Genomic DNA, 15,967 nt, shown 5'->3' with positions numbered 1-15,967 from the left:
TGGCAGGCGAGGGCGAGCACGTCGAGGCTGAGCGGGGCACCTGCGTCGGTGTCGCGGTCGGCGACGCTGTGGTGGTCGCGGTGGGCTTCCAGGGCGTCGAGGAGGGCGAGGTCGAAGCCGGTCGCGTCGCCCCCGATCAGCTGCGAGAGGAGGACGGCCGGAGCCGGGAGCCAGCCCTCCCGGATGCGCTCCGCCTCCTTCAGCGCCCGCTCGGTGGCCGGCCGCGGGTCGGCGCCGCGGAGGTGGTCGTGCAGGGCGGCGCGGTAGGAGGCGGACGGGGAGCGGTCCTCGGCGGCGATCGTGGGGCCGGCCAGGACAAGCGGTTCGAGGTCCTCGGGGGAGCCGGTGATCAGGGCGAATGACAGGGCGGTCTGCCAGAAGGCCGGGCCGAAGTCCCGGTCCCGGCGGGCGGGGAAGCGCAGGGCGCGGCCGTCGATCGTCGCCTCGGCCTCGGTGCCCGGCTCGGCGAGGGCGGCCCGGAACACGGCGGCCCCCAGCTGGGAGCCGCGCCGCAGGGTGGCGATCACGGCGTCGGTGGCGTCGTCGCACTCCGAGGCGCGCGCCGCGAGGAGGTAGGTCTGGTACCGCAGGGCGCCGGTGAGCTCCCATGCGTCCAGCGGCTCGCCCTCCCCGGCCGTGACTGCCTCCAGGGTGCGCCGCTCGAACCGCGCCTCGCTCTCCGGGCTGTACAGGCGGGCCGGACCGGGCCGCTCGACGTCGACGGGCCCGGCGGCGAGCGCGGCCACGGCGTCGGGACGCGGGTCGCGGCCGAAGGCGTGGACGCGCGGGCCGGCCGTCTCGAAACCGGTGACCAGGGCGTGCGGGAGGTAGTCGGTGTCGACCGCCGGAGCCCAGCCGTGGGTGCGGTACGCGAGGGCGGCGAGGGCGATCGGGACCAGCGGCAGGAGGCTCGCCGGGCCGGTGCCCTGCGGCCCGTCCTGGAGCAGGGCGAGCAGGGCGGCGTCGAAGACCTCGCGGTCCCCGGCACCGAGGGCGCGCAGGGCGCGCAGACCGGGCTGCGGTTCGGCGACGGGGGCGGTGCTGCCGGCCGGGACGCCGTCGTCCTCGAAGAAGTGGGCCAGGAGGCCGTCGACGAGTTCGAGGGCGGGCGTGGCCGGCCCGGCGGGCATCAGCTGCCGGGCCCAGCCGAAGGCCTCACCGTGGACGGAGACCTGGTCGGCGACGATGGCGAGACAGAAGGCGTCGAGCCACTCCCCGGCTGTGACCCGGTGGTGGGGGTCGCGCTCCTGTCCGCGCTCGCGGTCGTAGCTCATCCCGAAGTTCGGGTAGTCGAGGAAGACGTGGAAGCTGTCGACCGGGTAGTAGGCGGCGAAGGAAACGGCGCCGGCGGCCGCCGCGGCGGCGTCCTTGAGGACGGCCCTGGCCTCGGCGGAATGCAGGTCGGGCCGGGTGGTGGAGAGGGCGCCGAGGTAGTCGAGGAAGGAGTCGGAGATCAGCTGCCACTCGGTGGTGGTCATCAGACCGGCGCGGGAGTAGGAGTGGACCTGCCTCCCGATCCGGTCCACGAAGTCCTCGCGGGCTTCCGCCACCCGCGCCCCGTCCACCTGGTGACGTTCGATCCGCACAGTCCTGCTCCCTTGATCATCGGTTGCCCCCAGCCTAGGCAGGGGGTCCGACACCGGGGCCCTCGGGGCGGCCGGAGGGTGTCGGGGCGTCAGCGGGGTGCCGTTCACCCCGGAGCGGCACCCGCCCGCTCCGGCCGGCCGGTCGCGCCGTCGTGTCAGCTCCGGGTGCGCCCGTCCTCGCCCGCCTCGTCCTCGCCCGCCTCGTCCTCGCCCGCCTCGTCCTCGCCCGCCTCGGTGCCGGCCCCGGTGCCCGTCGGCGGGTGGCCGAGGTCGGGCCACACGGAGACGTGGTCGTGCTCCAGGACCAGCCGCACGCGGTGTGCCAGGCCCAGCGACTCGGTGAACTCGCGCGGCAGCTGGAGCCGGCCGACGCGGTCCAGCACGGTGTACTCCTGGGCGGTGAGCGCGCCGTCCGGGCCGGTTCCGGCCGGGTGGCGCAGCACCTCGGTGGAGGTGCGCCCGTCGCGGATCCGCACCGTGCGGCGGACCTGGTCGGCCACCAGGGCGTCGTGGGTGACGATCAGCACGGTGGTGCCCAGCTGGGTGTTGGCGGTGCGCAGGGCGCCGAAGATCTCCTCCGAGGTGGCCGTGTCCAGCTCGCCGGTGGGTTCGTCCGCGAGCAGCAGCCGGGGTTCGTTGGCCAGGGCGACGGCGATCGCCACCCGCTGCTGCTCGCCGCCGGAGAGCCCGGCCGGCGTGCGGTCGGCGGCCGGGGCGATGCCCATCAGGTCGAGCAGTTCCATCGCCCTGGCGGCGCGCCCGCGGCGCGGCACGCCGATGTAGCCCATCGGCAGCTGCACGTTCTCGCGCGCCGTCAGGTAGGGCAGCAGGTTGCGCGCGGTCTGCTGCTGGATCACCCCGACGGTGCGGCGCCGGTAGGCGGTCCGCTCGCGGCGCTTGAGCCCGCCCAGGTCGGTGCCGGCCACCTCGACGGTGCCGGCGCTGGGGGTGTCCAGGCCGGCCAGGATGCCGAGCAGGGTGGACTTGCCGGAGCCGGAGGCGCCGACCAGGGCTGTCAACTCGCCCTCCCGCACGGTCAGGTCGAGCCCCTGCAGGGCCTGCACCTCGACCCCGTCACGGGCGCGGGTGCCGGTGCGGTAGATCCGCACCAGGCTCCGGCACGCCACCATCGGCCGTTCGGTCCCGGACCCGGGCAGCCGTTCGGTCCCGGATGCGGGTCCTGCGGCCCCGGCCGCGGGTCGTTCGGTCCGTCGGACGGTCACAGTGCCTCCCCGAGTCGCAGTACGGCGCCCAGTCCGCGTCGGCGGCTGATCGCCGCCTCCAGGACGGCGGCCGCCGTCATCAGCACGACCAGCGCGACGCCGAGACCCGCGATGATCGTCCAGTCGATGTGTACGGCGGGCTCGAACGGCCCGCCGGTGAGTGCCCCCAGCCGCAGGCCGGAACCGAGCGCGGCGGGCAGCAGCAGGCCGAGCGAGGTGCCGCCGACCGCCGCGGCCAGCACCAGCGGCAGCTGCTGGAGCAGTTGCAGGCCGAGCACCGCCCGGCTGCCGATCCCCAGGGTCCGCAGGTAGGACGTCGTCCGGGCGCGTTCGGTGGCGCTGAGCAGCAGGTCCAGGGCGAACGTACCGAGCGCGAGCAGCAGGCCGAGCGCGGTGGTGGCCCGGAAGGCGAGCCGGGCCGAGCGTGCCAGCCCGTCCGACCGCAGCGCGTCGAGCTCCTCGCCCCGGTCGCGGAGTTCGACCTGCGGTCCGGGCAGGCCGGTGGGAGCGAGCTGCACGCCGGCGGCGGCCCGCACCGCGGCCGGGTCCAGGGGCGGTCCGCCGGTGGCCGGGTAGAGCAGGAGGGCGGACGCGTGGTTCCTCTGGGCGGGCAGACGCTCCGCGGACGGGCCGGTGAACACCAGCAGGGCGCCGGGCCGGGGCCCGCCGCCGAGCGTCGGCCCGAGGACCGGGTCGCGCAGCGCCTCCTCGGGCAGGGCACCGACCACGTGGACCAGGGAGCGGCCCGTCCCGAGCGCGGTCAGCTCGAAGGTGCCGTCGGGGAACCGGGCGGCGAGTCCGGGGTCGGCCAGCGCGGTGAGCACGGGGACGTCGCTCCCGGCGCCGGTCCGCCCGACCGCCGCGTCGGCCCCGTCGGCGGCCAGCAGGGCGCGGGCCACGGGGGAGGATGGATCGGCGGCGCCCAGTGCGGCGGCGTCCAGCCCGACGAACCGGGCGCCCGGGAAGGTGGTGCCGTCGTCCTGCGCGGTGAGTTCCCCGCTCGCACCGGTGACCGTCACCCGGTGCCCGACGGCGGGGAGCGACGGCAGGTCGCCGGACAGCCGGTCCTTCGGCCCGACCAGGGCGACGGGTGCCCCGCCGGTGCGCCAGCCGGCGATCTGCTCCTGCCCGTCCGCGAGGGTGCGCGGTACCAGCCCCCCGTAGACCCCGTAGCCCATGGCCAGGACCAGGACCAGCAGGGAGAGCGCGGCCGCGCCGCTCTGCGCCCCGGCCCGGGCGAGCGCCACCAACGGGACCAGGCCGCGCGAGCGCCGCGCCGAGCGGGTGGCCCTGCGCACCAGCGGGGGCAGCAGCCGGAGCAGGACCCCCACCGTGACCAGCGCCAGCAGGACCGGTGAGAGGACGAGTTGGGGGTCCGTACCGGTGCCCGCGTAGGCACCGCGGGCACGCAGCGCGACCAGCCCGCCGACAGCCAGGAGCACCACCAGGGCCTCCAGGACGATCCGGCGCGAGCGCGGCGCGGGCCGGGTCCGTCCGGCGGAGGCGAGCAGCACCGCCGCCGGCGCGCACCAGACCAGCAGGGCGGCGACCAGGGCGGGCACCGGCGAGCCGAGGGCGGCGCCCTGCGGCGCGAGCGCGCGGCCGACCGCCCAACCCGCAGTGCCCCCGGCGCCGACCGCCACCGCGGCCTCCGCCAGCAGTCGGCCCGCGATCCCGGGCAGCCCCGCCCCGCGGGAGAGTTGCAGCGCGAAGGCGCCGGCCCGGCGGCGGGCCCCGAGCCGGGCGGCGGCGACCGCGGTGGCCACCACCAGGGCGAGCAGTCCGGCGAGCGCGAAGCCCTGCAACTGCTCGGTGCGCCGACGCTGGACGGCGAAAGTGTCCAGCTCCGGGGCGAGTCGCTCGGTGACGTTGATCGAGGGCACGATCTGGCCGGCCAGCAGGCAGGTGTCCGCGAGGCTGGACCCGCACAGCCGGTCCGGCCCGGCGGCGCGAAGTCCTCGCAGGGCGGACTGCATTGCGGCGATCCCGGCCGGGGCGGCGGCCGGACCGGACCGGTCGACGGCCGTCGGCAGCTCCCAGGCCACCTTGATCGCGAGGCCGTGCTTCGCGATCGTCTCGATCCCGTCGGCACTGGTCAGCAGCTGGCCGCTCAGCTCCTGGCCGGGGTCCACCGCCACGGTCCACGGGGAGACCAGCATCGGGGACTGCTGCCAGAGCCGGTCCGCGCCGCGGTCGGTCCGGAAGACCCCGACCACGAGGACCGGGGCGGCCCAGCCGCGGTCCGACAGGTCGAACCGTCGGCCGACCGTCAGGCCGAGCCTCTCCCGGGTGCCCTCGGAGACCGCGACCTCGATCGGGGCCGCCCCTCCGGCCGGGACGCGCGGGTCGGCCCCGGGCTGCCGCGGCGCGCGGCCCTGAAGGTACTCGACCGTGCCGCCCACGCCGTCGGGCTGGGCGTAAACCAGGCTGAAGCGCGGCGGTTTGCCGTAGGGGCTGGGCAGTTCGGGACCACTTGCCGATACGTCGAGGGTGGTGACGCGGGCCTGCGGCCGGTCGAGCACGGCGGCCAGTCCCGGACCCGCCGCGGTGCGCACCCGCTCGCCGAGCTGGTCCAGCTCCCGGTCGAGCGAGCCGGTGTCCGGGGGCACCAGCCCGTCCAGCGGGACGGTGGTGGTGGAAGCGGAGACCAGCGGCACGTCCCGCTGGGCGCGGACCACCCGGTCCGCGAGCGTGCCGGCGGCCAGCCGGTCGAACTGCGGCGGCCAGCTCAGCGGGACCGCCGTGAGCAGTGCGGCGAGCAGCGCGAGCACGACGGAGACCGGCCAGGCGATCCGCGCCTCGCGCCGGATCAGGCGCAGTGTCAGCATGTGGGGCTCCCTCCGTCGAAGCGTCCGTCCTGGTGCCTGCCGGCTCGCCCGCCGGTGTGCCCGCCGACGCGCCATCGGGCCGCCCGCTGCCCGTCCGCGTACCGCCCGTCCGCCCGCCGCCGGTCCTCCGCCGGGCTCATCCGTCGTCCCCCGCGCGCAGGGCCCGGACCAGGTCGACCCGGGCCAGCAGCCGGGTGAGGACCAGCACGGCGAGGGTGAGCAGCAGGCCCCCGGCCAGCGCCGTGAGCACGGCGGCGGGCCGGCCCGGGGCGGCGGCCATGGCCGGGAAGACCGGGCGCGCGTAGTCGTCCAGCACGGTGAGCGCCAGCAGCCGGGCCGCCAGCAGCAGGCCCAGCAGCCCTCCGAGCAGCACCGGCAGCACGGTCACCGCCACCTGTTCGGCGCGCAGCAGCGCGGTCAGCTCGGCACGCCGCACGCCCAGCGCGCGCAGCACCGCGAACTCCCGCCGGCGGGAGCGGACCGTGCTCACCGCGTGCAGGGTCAGCGCGGTCACCGCGAAGAGCGGCGCGGTGACCAGGACCAGCAGCCAGGCACAGCGCAGTCCGGCCCGGAACGGGTCGTCCGCCAGAGCGGCGGCGATCCGCAGGGCGCTCTGCGGCCGGCCGAACTCGCTGTGGCCGTCGACGGCGGCCCAGAGGGCCTGCGGGTCCGAGCCGGCCAGCCACCAGTGGGTGGCGACGGGCGGGGCCGCGCCGGTGAGCGCGCGGTTGGCGGCGAGCGCGCGCAGGTCCAGCAACAGGTGGCCCTGGCCCCGGTCGTAGCCGGGCAGCACGTCGACCTCCCCGGTGATCAGGACCTGTTGGGTACTCCGCCCGTCGCGCTCCCAAATGAGCGGAAGGGTGTCGCCGACCCTGGCGTTCACCGCGTCGAGCAGCGCGCGGTCGGCGACCACGGGCAGGGTGGGGGGCGTCGGCAGGATCGCGCCTCCCGGCAGGGTGCGGAGCACGGGCGCGCCGCCGGTCACGGGCTGGACCGCGAGCACGGCGTCACCGCCCGCCGGGTCGAGCGGTATCGGCGGCTGGTGGGAGCGCATCACCGTGTGCAGCAGGTCGTCCCCTTCGCTCTGCCAGCTGCAGGCCTCGGCCTGATCGGGGATCTCCTCCGTGCGGCCGCGTTCGGTGCCGGGGCAGCCGAGCGAGGAGGGGGCCGCGAGGACCTTGCCGGAGCGGGCCCAGCCCTGCCCCGGCGGCAGCGCCAGGTCGGTCCGCTCGCCGGCGGCGCCGACGGCCGTGATCCTCGGCAGGCGCAGGTCGAGGGTGGAGCGCAGGGCGACCGTGCCGGGGAAGTGGACACCGAGCCGGCTGAGTGTCAGCGGGCCGGCGCGCCGGTCGCCGCCGGCCAGGGGGAAGGTCAGGGAGTGCTGTCGGCCGTCGGCTGTCAGCGGGACCGTCAGCTGCTCGGTCAGCCCGTCGGCGTCCTGGATCCACAGCTGCAGGAGCAGGCCGGGCGCCGGGACCGGCAGGTCGGTGCTCGCCTGGACGGTCGCCTCCAGCGCAGCCGGCGCGCCCGGCAGCGCGAGCCCCTGGGCGGGCACGGCGGTCAGGGGGGCCAGCAGCTCCGGGACCGGGCGGTCGGCCTGGTCCGGGCGCAGGCGCGGCAGCCCCGCGGCGGAGGCGGCCGTGCTGTCGAGGGCGACCGTCCGCACCAGGGTGGTGCCCACGAAGGCCGACTGCTCGGCCACCGGGGTGAGTCCCGTCACGCCCGGCAGGGCCGCCAGCGTGGCGTGCCGCTGCCCGGGCGCGCCGGACACCCCGGACAGCCGGAGGTCGGCGCCGACGGTGTAGGCCGCCCGGTCGCGGTTGCTGGTCGGCAGCGCGGCCAGCACACCGGCGGCCAGGCTGCTGCAGGCCACCGCCAGCAGCGTCACCAGCACCGGCACCGACTGGCGACCGGCGTCGCGGCTCAGCCGCCAGGCGCCCAGCGGCAGCACCAGCCCGCGGGCCCGGCCGGCCGCCCGCTCCAGCAGCCGCCCCACCGCCGGCAGCACCCGCAGCAGCAGGACACCGCCGGCCACCGCCATGACCACCGGGGCGAGCACCAGCGTCAGGTCGACCCAGGAGTCGAACCCGGCGTCGGCGTTCCTCACCGCGTTCCTCACCGCGACTCCCTCGTACTGGCGGAGTTGGAGGAAACCGAAGGCCGCCACGGCGAGCAGCACCAGGTCCGCCCCGGCCCGCTGCAGACCGAGTCGGCGCGGGCTGCGCGCGCGCAGCGCCCGCTGGGCAGCCGGGTCCACCGCCTGCCGGGCGAGCGGCAGCAGCAGAGCCGCGCCGTGCACCAGGAGCGCGAAGCCCGCGGCCCACCGGGCGCTCGGGCCGTCGCCCGCGGCCAGGCCGTGCGCCCCGACGACGCGCAGCACGGCGGCCAGCAGCGGTCGGGCCAGCAGCAGCCCGCCGACCGCTGCCGGTACCGCGGCCAACGCCCACTCGCCGGCGGTCGCCGCGAGCAGCCGCGCCGCGCCGGCGCCCCGGGAGCTCTGGAGCGCGTGCTCGCCGGCGACGGCGTCGGCCAGCCGACGGGCGGTCAGCACGAGGACCACGGCGGCGAGCAGGGCGAGCAGGCCGAGCGGAACGGCGATCTCGGCCCTCGCGGTCAGGGCCGGCGCCACCTGGCCGTCGACCGCACCGGGAAGTGCGCTGCGCACCGCGGTGTCGGCCAGTGCCGGTTCGGCACCGCGGTAGACCGAGCGGGCGGTGTCCGAGCGGGCGAAGGCGGCCACCCGGTCGCGCAGCGCGGCGAGTTCGGCGAGGCTCGACCGCCCGGTGTCGGGCAGGGCCAGCCAGACCGCGAGCATGCGGTCGCCGAACCCGGGCAGCGCGGCCAGCCGGGCGCCGTCGATCAGCACGAGGGGCTGGTTCGCGGCCTCGGCTCCGCCGAGGCCGGCCCAGAACGCGGCGGCGTCCGGGTCCTCCCGGTACACACCGGTCACGGTGAGCCTGAGCGGTTCGCCGGTTCCGGGTGTGCGGACGACCGTGCTGCCGCCGCTGTCCAGGCCGAGCCGGTCGGCGGCGGCCTCGGGAAGGGCGACGCGCAGCCCGCCGTCGGCGGCCGGGGCGGCCTCGGGCGCGTCCGGCCAGCTGCCGCTGCGCAGTTGTGCGTAGCGGCCGGGGTCGGGCAGCACCGCCAGGAGGGAGGGGAGCGCGGTGTCGGTGGCCCAGCGGCGCCCGGTGGGCGGCAGCGGAAGGTCGACGGCGTTGATGCCGCGCTGCGCGGTCGCGGTGCGGAACGGGGTGCCGGCCATCGTCCGGACCAGTGCCGAGTGCACCGCGCGGTCGGCCGCGGACAGGCCCGGCGCCGTCCAGCGCGCGGTCACCTCGACCGAGGTGCCGGCGTCGGCGGCGAGCCGCTGGCGCACCCCGGCGGTGGCGGCCGACTGGGCCAGCCCGGCCACCGCGGACAGCACCGCCGTCGCCACCAGGACGCTCACGGCGACGGCTGCCAGCACCAGACCGTGCCGCCCGAGCCGGCGCCGCACCCCCGCCAGTTCCATCCACTGCTCCCCTCGGCACCCTCCGCGGCGGAGGTCCGTGTGCCAACCCGTCGACTCGGCCCGGCCGGGTTCCGTTCGGCCGCCTTTCTGCCTGAAGGGGCAACCGGGCTGCCCGCCCCGGCCGTGAACGCCCGGCGGGCACACCGTCGGCGAGGAGGCGAGGGCTGATGCGCGCGGGGCGGTCACCCTTCTCGTGCCGGAAATGGTGGATCTGCGTGTCGGGCCCGGGCAGGTACCCCGTCACGGCTGATCACGACCTGGTCCCTGGAGCGACTCCCCGCCCGGACGGCGGACAGCAGGCACTCCGAGAGCGCGGACGCACGGGACCACGAGGGCACCGCGCACCCGCGCATGCCCTGACACCGGCGGAGTGGCGCGCACCGGTCCGGGCAGTGCGCCGGCGCGGTGGATATGGCGCTCGTCGTAGAAGAGCCGCACCGGACGGACGCCGCCCGTACCGGCTGGGCAGTGTCCGCGCGCGGCTCGGTCACGGGTGGGCGTCTCCGCTCTCGGGGTGCCACTCGGCCAGGACAATGGTGGCATCGTCCTGAAGCCGTCCGTGGTGGTGGCCCAGGATGGTGCGGATCAGGCGGCGCAGGGCTTCAGGGGCCGGCTCGCCGGCTGCCAGCGCCCGGGTGACGAAGTCGACGAGCCGCTCTTCGCCGAAGAGCAGGCCGTCGGCGGAGCGGGCTTCGGTGACGCCGTCGGTGTGGATCAGGACGCGGTCGCCGGGTTCCAGCTGAGACTCGTGCACGGTGCGCGGGCGCTCGTAACCCGGGCCGAGCCCGAGCGGCAATTCGCCCTGGGCCTCCAGCGCCCCCGGCACCACGTGGTGCGCGCGGATCAGCAGCGGCGGCGGGTGGCCCGCGTTGACCCAGGACAGCCGCCCGGAGTCGAGGTCCAGGTTGGCGAAGACGCCGGTGAGCAGGCCGCCGGGCCGCCAGCGGTGGAGGTCCTCGTCGATCCGCTCGGTGATGTCGGTCAGGGACCCGCCCGCGCGGCGGGTGGAGCGGCAGCCGGCCAGCGCGACGGCGGAGGCCAGCCCCGCCGCCAGGTCGTGGCCCATCGCGTCGACCACGGCCAGGTGCAGGCGCCCGTCGTCCAGGCCGTGGTCGAAGGCGTCCCCGCCGATCTCGTAAGCCGGCTCCAGCGCGGCCGTGGAGGTGACGCGATCGGTACCGAGCGTGAGTGGCGGAAGGAACGCCCAGACCATCTCCGCCGCCGTGGTCATCGGACGCCGGCGGGCAGTGCGGCTGAACAGGTCGCTGAACCCGCTCTTGGACACGACGGTCAGCGCGGTCACGGCCGCCAGCTGCTCGGCGCCGTCCAGCATCGCGGGTGTGATCCGGTCGGCGACGATCTGCAGCACGCCGATCCGCGCGATGCCGTCGACCAGTGGCAGCCACAACGACAGCGGCCGGCCGTGCGACAGCCGAAGCGACATCGTCCGGTACGCCCACCCGCCGACCGTTCCCTCGATCGCCAGCGACTCGCCACCGTCGTCCTCGCCTGGGCGGGGCAGCGGCACCAGCTCCTCCTCCTGCACGTCCGCCAGGTACACAGTCGCCGACACCATCCCGAGTCGGTGAGCGGTCTCTTCGACCAGGCCGGGTACCTGCAGCGGGGCCACGGTGTGCGACCGCTCCAGGAACACGGCCAGCGCGGCTCCCGGTTCCTCCACCATCGCACCAGCCTTTCCGCCGCCTCGGCCCCCCCTTCGAGTCTGAAACCGCTCCGGCCCCGGCGCGCGGTACCGACACGGACGAGGTACCTGGACACGGCCGGCCTGCTGGCTTCATCAGAGCCGATCAAGGGCAGGAGGAACGGCCGGCTGTTGGGGACCTACCACCTGTGCCGCCGATCCGACGAGCACCTGCTGTCGCAGGTCATCGCTGGGTTGGTGTCCCTTGCCGGCCTACCGTGCCGGTGACCGGACGCAGCACGGGGGTCGGGATGGGTGTCGGAGTCGGCGGCCGGGCGCGCTGGGTACTGGAGCCTCTGGTGGGGGGTGTGGCCGCTGCGGTTCGGGATGTCCCCCGAGCAGGTTCACGTTTTCCGGCCTGGGGCGGCCGCGCCCCTGTACCCCACCACCGGCGGCCCCCAGGACACCAGGAACTGGCGTGCCGCAGGCAATGGGGTGCGGCACGCGCCGCACCCCCGCCCCCCGAACAACTGCTCCGCCGGAGACCGGCCGACCGGGAGTCGGAGGGGCGGGCATCCGGGACACTCGATCTCCCGGGCCTTGGAACAGCTCGGCTCGTCGGCCGTGTTGAACCGGTTCGAGGTCCCCGTACCGGGCAGGCAGCACCGCGCGAATGCCCGGTGGCGTGTCGGTGCCGACGGGGATGAGCGCGGGACGCGGGTCGCCGGCGATGAGACCGAGTCGGGGCCGTCCCACGCGTGGGACGGCCCCGGGCGCTGCTGGTGCGGGCGGTGGTCGAGATCCGCGGGCGCCTGACGGATCTCACGGACGGACCTGCTCGCCGCGACCGCACGATCGCCGCGCTGCGCAGGCGACAGGACGTCAGCCGCAGAGCTGATGCCCGATCACGTGATACACCGTTGCGTTGCTAGCAGGTGATCCAGGCCCTGTTGGACACCTCGACCCCGTTGCTGTTGTTCCGCAGTGTCACCTCGTACAGATGGCGGCCCGAGGTACAGCCGGTCGAGAGTGTGATGGTGTTGGCCCCGGACCATGAGTACGACGAGACCTGTGAGCCGTCCCGGTAGAGACGCATCGTCAATGACGGTGAGCCTTCACAGCCGGAGGCCTGCGTGCGACCACTCACTGTCGTGAACGACTTGGTCGGCGCGTAGGCGAACATGCCGCCGCAGTAGGGTGCGGCGGCCGAGGTGCTCGTCGTGGTCACGGGCGATTCCTGCGCGGCGGCGGTGCCGCCCGTCAGGAGCGCCACTCCCAGGACGATGGCGCCGAGGGCAAAGGGTGCACGCATGGGTCCTCCTAGTGGACGAGTGCTTGGCCGGTGCTTGGCCTTGAACCGGCCTGGAAAAAAGCTTCTTTGGCGGGAACGGGATCGACCACGTCCCTCGGGTACCGCCGAAGGTCCCTGGCGGCGATGACGCAACGGTCCGCGGCCGGACAACTGGGGGCTTTGTGCTGAGGACTCACTTCACCGCCGAGGATCTGGCGCGGACCGTGCTCGCCGGCAGCCGCGCACTGCCGGTTGCCGATGCGGTGAGGAGTCTTCAGGCGATCCGCCTAGATGATCGATTCCAAGGGGTCAGTGGTCATAGTCGGCCTGCGCGGATGCTGTGCGGCATACGTTGGAGCGATGACCTTGGGCTACTGGAACCACAACGTTCACTACCACCCGCTCGTGCTCGACGCCGTGCCGGACGGTTGCCGTACAGCGTTGGACGTGGGATGCGGCGAGGGATTGCTGGTGCGCAAGCTGGCCAGGCAGGCCCAATCAGTGACCGGCGTGGACTGCTCCGGCGAGATGATCCGTCTGGCTCGTGAACGCAGCGCAGGTCTGGGCGGAGTGACTTTCTTGGAGGCGGACTTCCTCGACGGGGCTTCGCGTGGTCCGCTTGCCGCCGGCGCATATGACTTCGTCAGTGCCGTGGCGGTAGTTCATCACGTCGAGTTCGAACAGGCGGTCAAGGCCATGGTTTGCCTGCTCGCGCCTGGTGGGCGCCTGGTGATCATCGGCTTGGCCCGCAACCGGACGCCGCAGGACTGGATCATCAGCGGCGCCGGAGTCCCGGCCGCCCGGTTCAACGCCCGCCGTCACGGGGGCAAGACCGACCCGGACGGCATGCCCGCCCGGATGCCGACCGTGGCCTGGGGCGAGGTTCGCAGGGAGGCGAGACGACTGCTGCCCGGGAGCCGCTTCCGTCGCCATCTGCTGTGGCGCTATTCGCTCATCTGGGACAAGCCCGTCGGCGGGCGAAATGAGTCATAGCTGGGGAATAGGGCCAGTTTGCAGGGATCGCCTGCGTGCGTGAGACGAGGGAGTCCAACGTCAGTGTGTGAAGACAGAGTTGGACTCCCTCGCGACCGCACTTTACGTCAAGACCGACGATCTATTGAAGGATTCGCCGCAGCTCGCCCCGTGCCGGCCAACTGTGGGTATCGCGCCGCAGCTCAGCGATGCGGAGCTGGTGACGTTGGCGATGATGCAGGCGATGCTCGGCTTCACCTCCGAGGCGCGGTGGCTGCGGCATGCCCGCGCCCATCTGGGGCACCTGTTCCCCTACCTGCCCCAGCAACCTGGCTACAACAAGCGGCTGCGCAAGGCTGCCGCCCTTATCCGGGATGTCACGCGTGTGCTGGCCCGTGGCACCACTCTGTGGAGCGACGACGTGTGGGTGGTGGACTCCACGCCCGTGGAGTGCGGACGCTCACGCGAGATCGTCAAACGCTCCGACCTGGCCGGATGGGCCCAGTACGGGTACTGCGCCAGCCACACCCGCTACTTCTGGGGCCTGCGGCTGCACCTGGTCTGCACCCTGCACGGCCTCCCTGTCGCCTTCGCGCTGACCGGTGCCAAAGCCGATGAGCGCGAGACCCTGCTGGACCTGCTCGCCGTCGAACCACGGCTCGCCGCCGAGCGCCCCAACCAGACGCTGATCGGCGACAAGAACTACTTCGGCCGCGAGTTCGAGCAGCAATTGGCCGAACTGGACATCCGACTGCTGCGGCCGGCCCGCAAGGGCGAGGCCGAACGGCCCGGATCACGGCTGTTCAAGCCTCTGCGGCAGGTCATCGAGTCGATCAACGAGACCTTCAGGGGCCAACTCGACCTCGAACGTCACCGCGGTCGCACCCCCGGCGGCGTGGCCGTCCGCGTCCTGCAACGCATCCTCGCGCTCACCGCCGCCATCTGGCACAACGAGCACACCGGCCAGCCGGTCGCGCGCCCTGACTGCCTATGACCACTGACCCCTTGGAATCGATCATCTAGGCTCCGTCCCGGCGCCCCACTCCGGGGCGGAGCCACGTCCTTGAGCGGTTGCCCGAAGAAGCGGCGTTGCTCGTCGGCCTGGCCCCGGCCTCTGGCTGGATACCGGAGTTCCTCACCCCCCGGCGAGTCCGACCACTCCGGGACGGCGGCGGTCGAAGCTACCCTGGAGACCTGTCACAACGTCGCCATCGCCCTCCCGCCCATCAGCTGCGGAAGGAGCTGGAGGCAGACCGCGCATGAGGCCTTCGCGGTAGGTCCGACCGCCACCGGGCGCGTCCTGCGTTCGATCAGCTGGCGTAGACCTGACCGGCCCAGCGGCCGCCCTCGCTGACACACCGGTAGTACTTCACGTTGGACGCCGCCAGGAAGTACGAGGCGCGGGCATCGCAGGCCGACTTGGCTTTGAAGGACTCGCCGGTGTACTGCCAGGTGTACCCGGCCTGGACGGTGGGCCCCGACGAGGAGGGGACGGGCGTGGCCGCCACGGCCGGTGCAGCTGCGGCACCCAGAGCGAGCGCGGCACCGACAGCAATGGCCGCGAGAGCACGACGAATACGCATGAACGCCTCCATGGGTGGTTTCTCGATCCGGGCGACCTGCCGGCCCTGGGGAGCCCCGGTGTCTCGAGGTTCCCGGCCCGTCGCCTTCGGGCTCCATCCTGACGGTGTTGGTGGGCGCGGTCCCAGTCCTTTCGGCCGTCGCCGAAACCCCTGTGGTGAGGCCCACTTGAAGCAACTGTGCACAGCCGGAGACGATGGGCGCCGGGAAGGTGGGTATTCGAACAGAACTCGGGAGAAGCCTCACGTGTTACGCATCACGTTCACCCCGCAGGACCTCGCCAGGACCCGGATAGCGGCGACATGGGGCCCGCTCGGCGAGACGCTGCACGCGCTGACGACCCTGCAACAACCGCATAGCAGGGCAATGTTCGGCGCATGGCGACACAAGGTCCACGCCCAGTCGCCCGCCCTTGTCCACCCGGCCTTGTCCCTCTTCCAGGAGACTGTCCTGGACCTGTTCACCGTCACCGGCGCCGCATCGTCCGTCGAGGAGGGGATCGAGGCACTGCGCGCCTCGCCGACAGAGCGTCTGCGGGCCGAACTCGAGGGGGCCGTCGAAGGCCGGGCCCACTACTCACGCTGCACGGGCCCCTGGGCGGGTTTGGGGTGGGGCGACATCGCGCACGACCGAACGGACCGCGAGGAACTGCTGACGCTCCTCCGCGAGGTCCACCGCGTCGCCGTGGCCCCCCACTGGCAGCGCATCCTGCCCCGCCTGCGGGCCGAACAGACCACGCACGCCCTCAGACTCGCCCAGGACGGACCCGAGGCGATGCTCGCCGGACTACCGCCCGAGTTCCGCTGGAAGCCACCTACGCTGGAGATCGGCAGGGGCGCCCTCACCGGCACCGTCGACCTGGAGGGCCGAGGCCTGTTACTGGTCCCGTCCGCCTTCTGCCAGACCAGGCCGATCACCTACACCGACCCGACGGACGACCAGGCACCCGTCCTGCTCTTCCTCCCCGTTGTACGCGGAGTTGCCGATGTCGCCGCACTGCTGACGACGACCCGCCACGGGACCGACGGTGCTTTGTCCGCGCTCCTGGGACGCACACGAGCGCGCACCCTCCATGCCATCAGCGACGGCCCGTGCACCACCGGGCAGCTCGCCGAGCGCCTCTGCGCGTCACTGCCCACCGCGAGCGAGCAGGCCTCCGTCCTCCGCAAAGCCGGCCTCATCACCACCACAAGACGCCGCAGCGCCGTCCTGCACACGCTCACCCCCCTCGGCAGCGCCCTGCTCAACGGCCAACACTTCCCGGCTTGAGCCCCCGGCAGAAGAGAAGCCCCCGGAACGACTACGCCCGGCGCAGCTGCCGCCCGTCGAGCTT

Annotated in this window: 9 protein-coding genes and 1 pseudogene; 3 read left to right on the top strand and 7 right to left on the bottom strand. The window is 74.3% G+C overall.

Annotation, left to right across the window (positions count from 1 at the left end; genetic code table 11):
• From ADK60_RS43105 to ADK60_RS07295, 6 genes are all read right to left on the bottom strand, one after another.
• On the bottom strand, positions 1 to 1,586 hold a 1,586-nt coding region (locus ADK60_RS43105), incomplete at its 3' end, for an immunity 49 family protein (RefSeq protein WP_053644215.1).
• A gap of 155 nt (positions 1,587 to 1,741) precedes the next feature.
• Entirely contained in the window at positions 1,742 to 2,716 is a 975-nt protein-coding gene (locus ADK60_RS07315; protein WP_063783077.1) for an ABC transporter ATP-binding protein, read from the bottom strand.
• Between the two features lie 89 nt (positions 2,717 to 2,805).
• Positions 2,806 to 5,637, bottom strand: a complete 2,832-nt coding sequence (locus tag ADK60_RS07310; protein WP_053644214.1) for a hypothetical protein — start codon at positions 5,635 to 5,637, stop codon at positions 2,806 to 2,808.
• 136 nt (positions 5,638 to 5,773) lie between these two features.
• Positions 5,774 to 9,148 (bottom strand): FtsX-like permease family protein, encoded by a 3,375-nt coding sequence (locus ADK60_RS07305; RefSeq protein ID WP_053644212.1) that lies wholly within the window; start codon positions 9,146 to 9,148, stop codon positions 5,774 to 5,776.
• Positions 9,149 to 9,635: 487 nt separating this feature from the next.
• Positions 9,636 to 10,832, bottom strand: a complete 1,197-nt coding sequence (locus ADK60_RS07300; protein WP_053644210.1) for a PP2C family protein-serine/threonine phosphatase — start codon at positions 10,830 to 10,832, stop codon at positions 9,636 to 9,638.
• A gap of 886 nt (positions 10,833 to 11,718) precedes the next feature.
• The gene (locus ADK60_RS07295; protein ID WP_053644208.1) at positions 11,719 to 12,102 is read right to left on the bottom strand and encodes a hypothetical protein; all 384 of its coding nucleotides are present in this window, start codon (positions 12,100 to 12,102) and stop codon (positions 11,719 to 11,721) included.
• A gap of 339 nt (positions 12,103 to 12,441) precedes the next feature.
• On the opposite strand from ADK60_RS07295, the gene ADK60_RS07290 reads away from it, so the two are divergent.
• Together ADK60_RS07290 and ADK60_RS07285 are read left to right on the top strand one after the other, a co-directional pair.
• Positions 12,442 to 13,074, top strand: a complete 633-nt coding sequence (locus ADK60_RS07290) for a class I SAM-dependent methyltransferase (RefSeq protein ID WP_053644206.1) — start codon at positions 12,442 to 12,444, stop codon at positions 13,072 to 13,074.
• Positions 13,075 to 13,141: 67 nt separating this feature from the next.
• A pseudogene (locus ADK60_RS07285) lies at positions 13,142 to 14,054 on the top strand (IS982 family transposase).
• Positions 14,055 to 14,363: 309 nt separating this feature from the next.
• Here the strand turns inward: ADK60_RS07285 and ADK60_RS07280 are convergent.
• Entirely contained in the window at positions 14,364 to 14,636 is a 273-nt protein-coding gene (locus ADK60_RS07280) for a hypothetical protein (protein WP_159400340.1), read from the bottom strand.
• A gap of 244 nt (positions 14,637 to 14,880) precedes the next feature.
• Here ADK60_RS07280 and ADK60_RS07275 point away from each other — a divergent pair, with 244 nt between their 5' ends.
• A complete protein-coding gene (locus ADK60_RS07275) occupies positions 14,881 to 15,903 on the top strand; it encodes an ArsR/SmtB family transcription factor (RefSeq protein ID WP_053644202.1) in 1,023 nt (340 codons plus the stop codon).
• The last annotated feature ends 64 nt before the right edge of the window (positions 15,904 to 15,967 follow it).

This window comes from Streptomyces sp. XY431, from assembly GCF_001279805.1.
GTDB classification, from domain to species: domain Bacteria; phylum Actinomycetota; class Actinomycetes; order Streptomycetales; family Streptomycetaceae; genus Kitasatospora; species Kitasatospora purpeofusca.
This window is presented reverse-complemented; position numbering and strand designations above follow the sequence as displayed.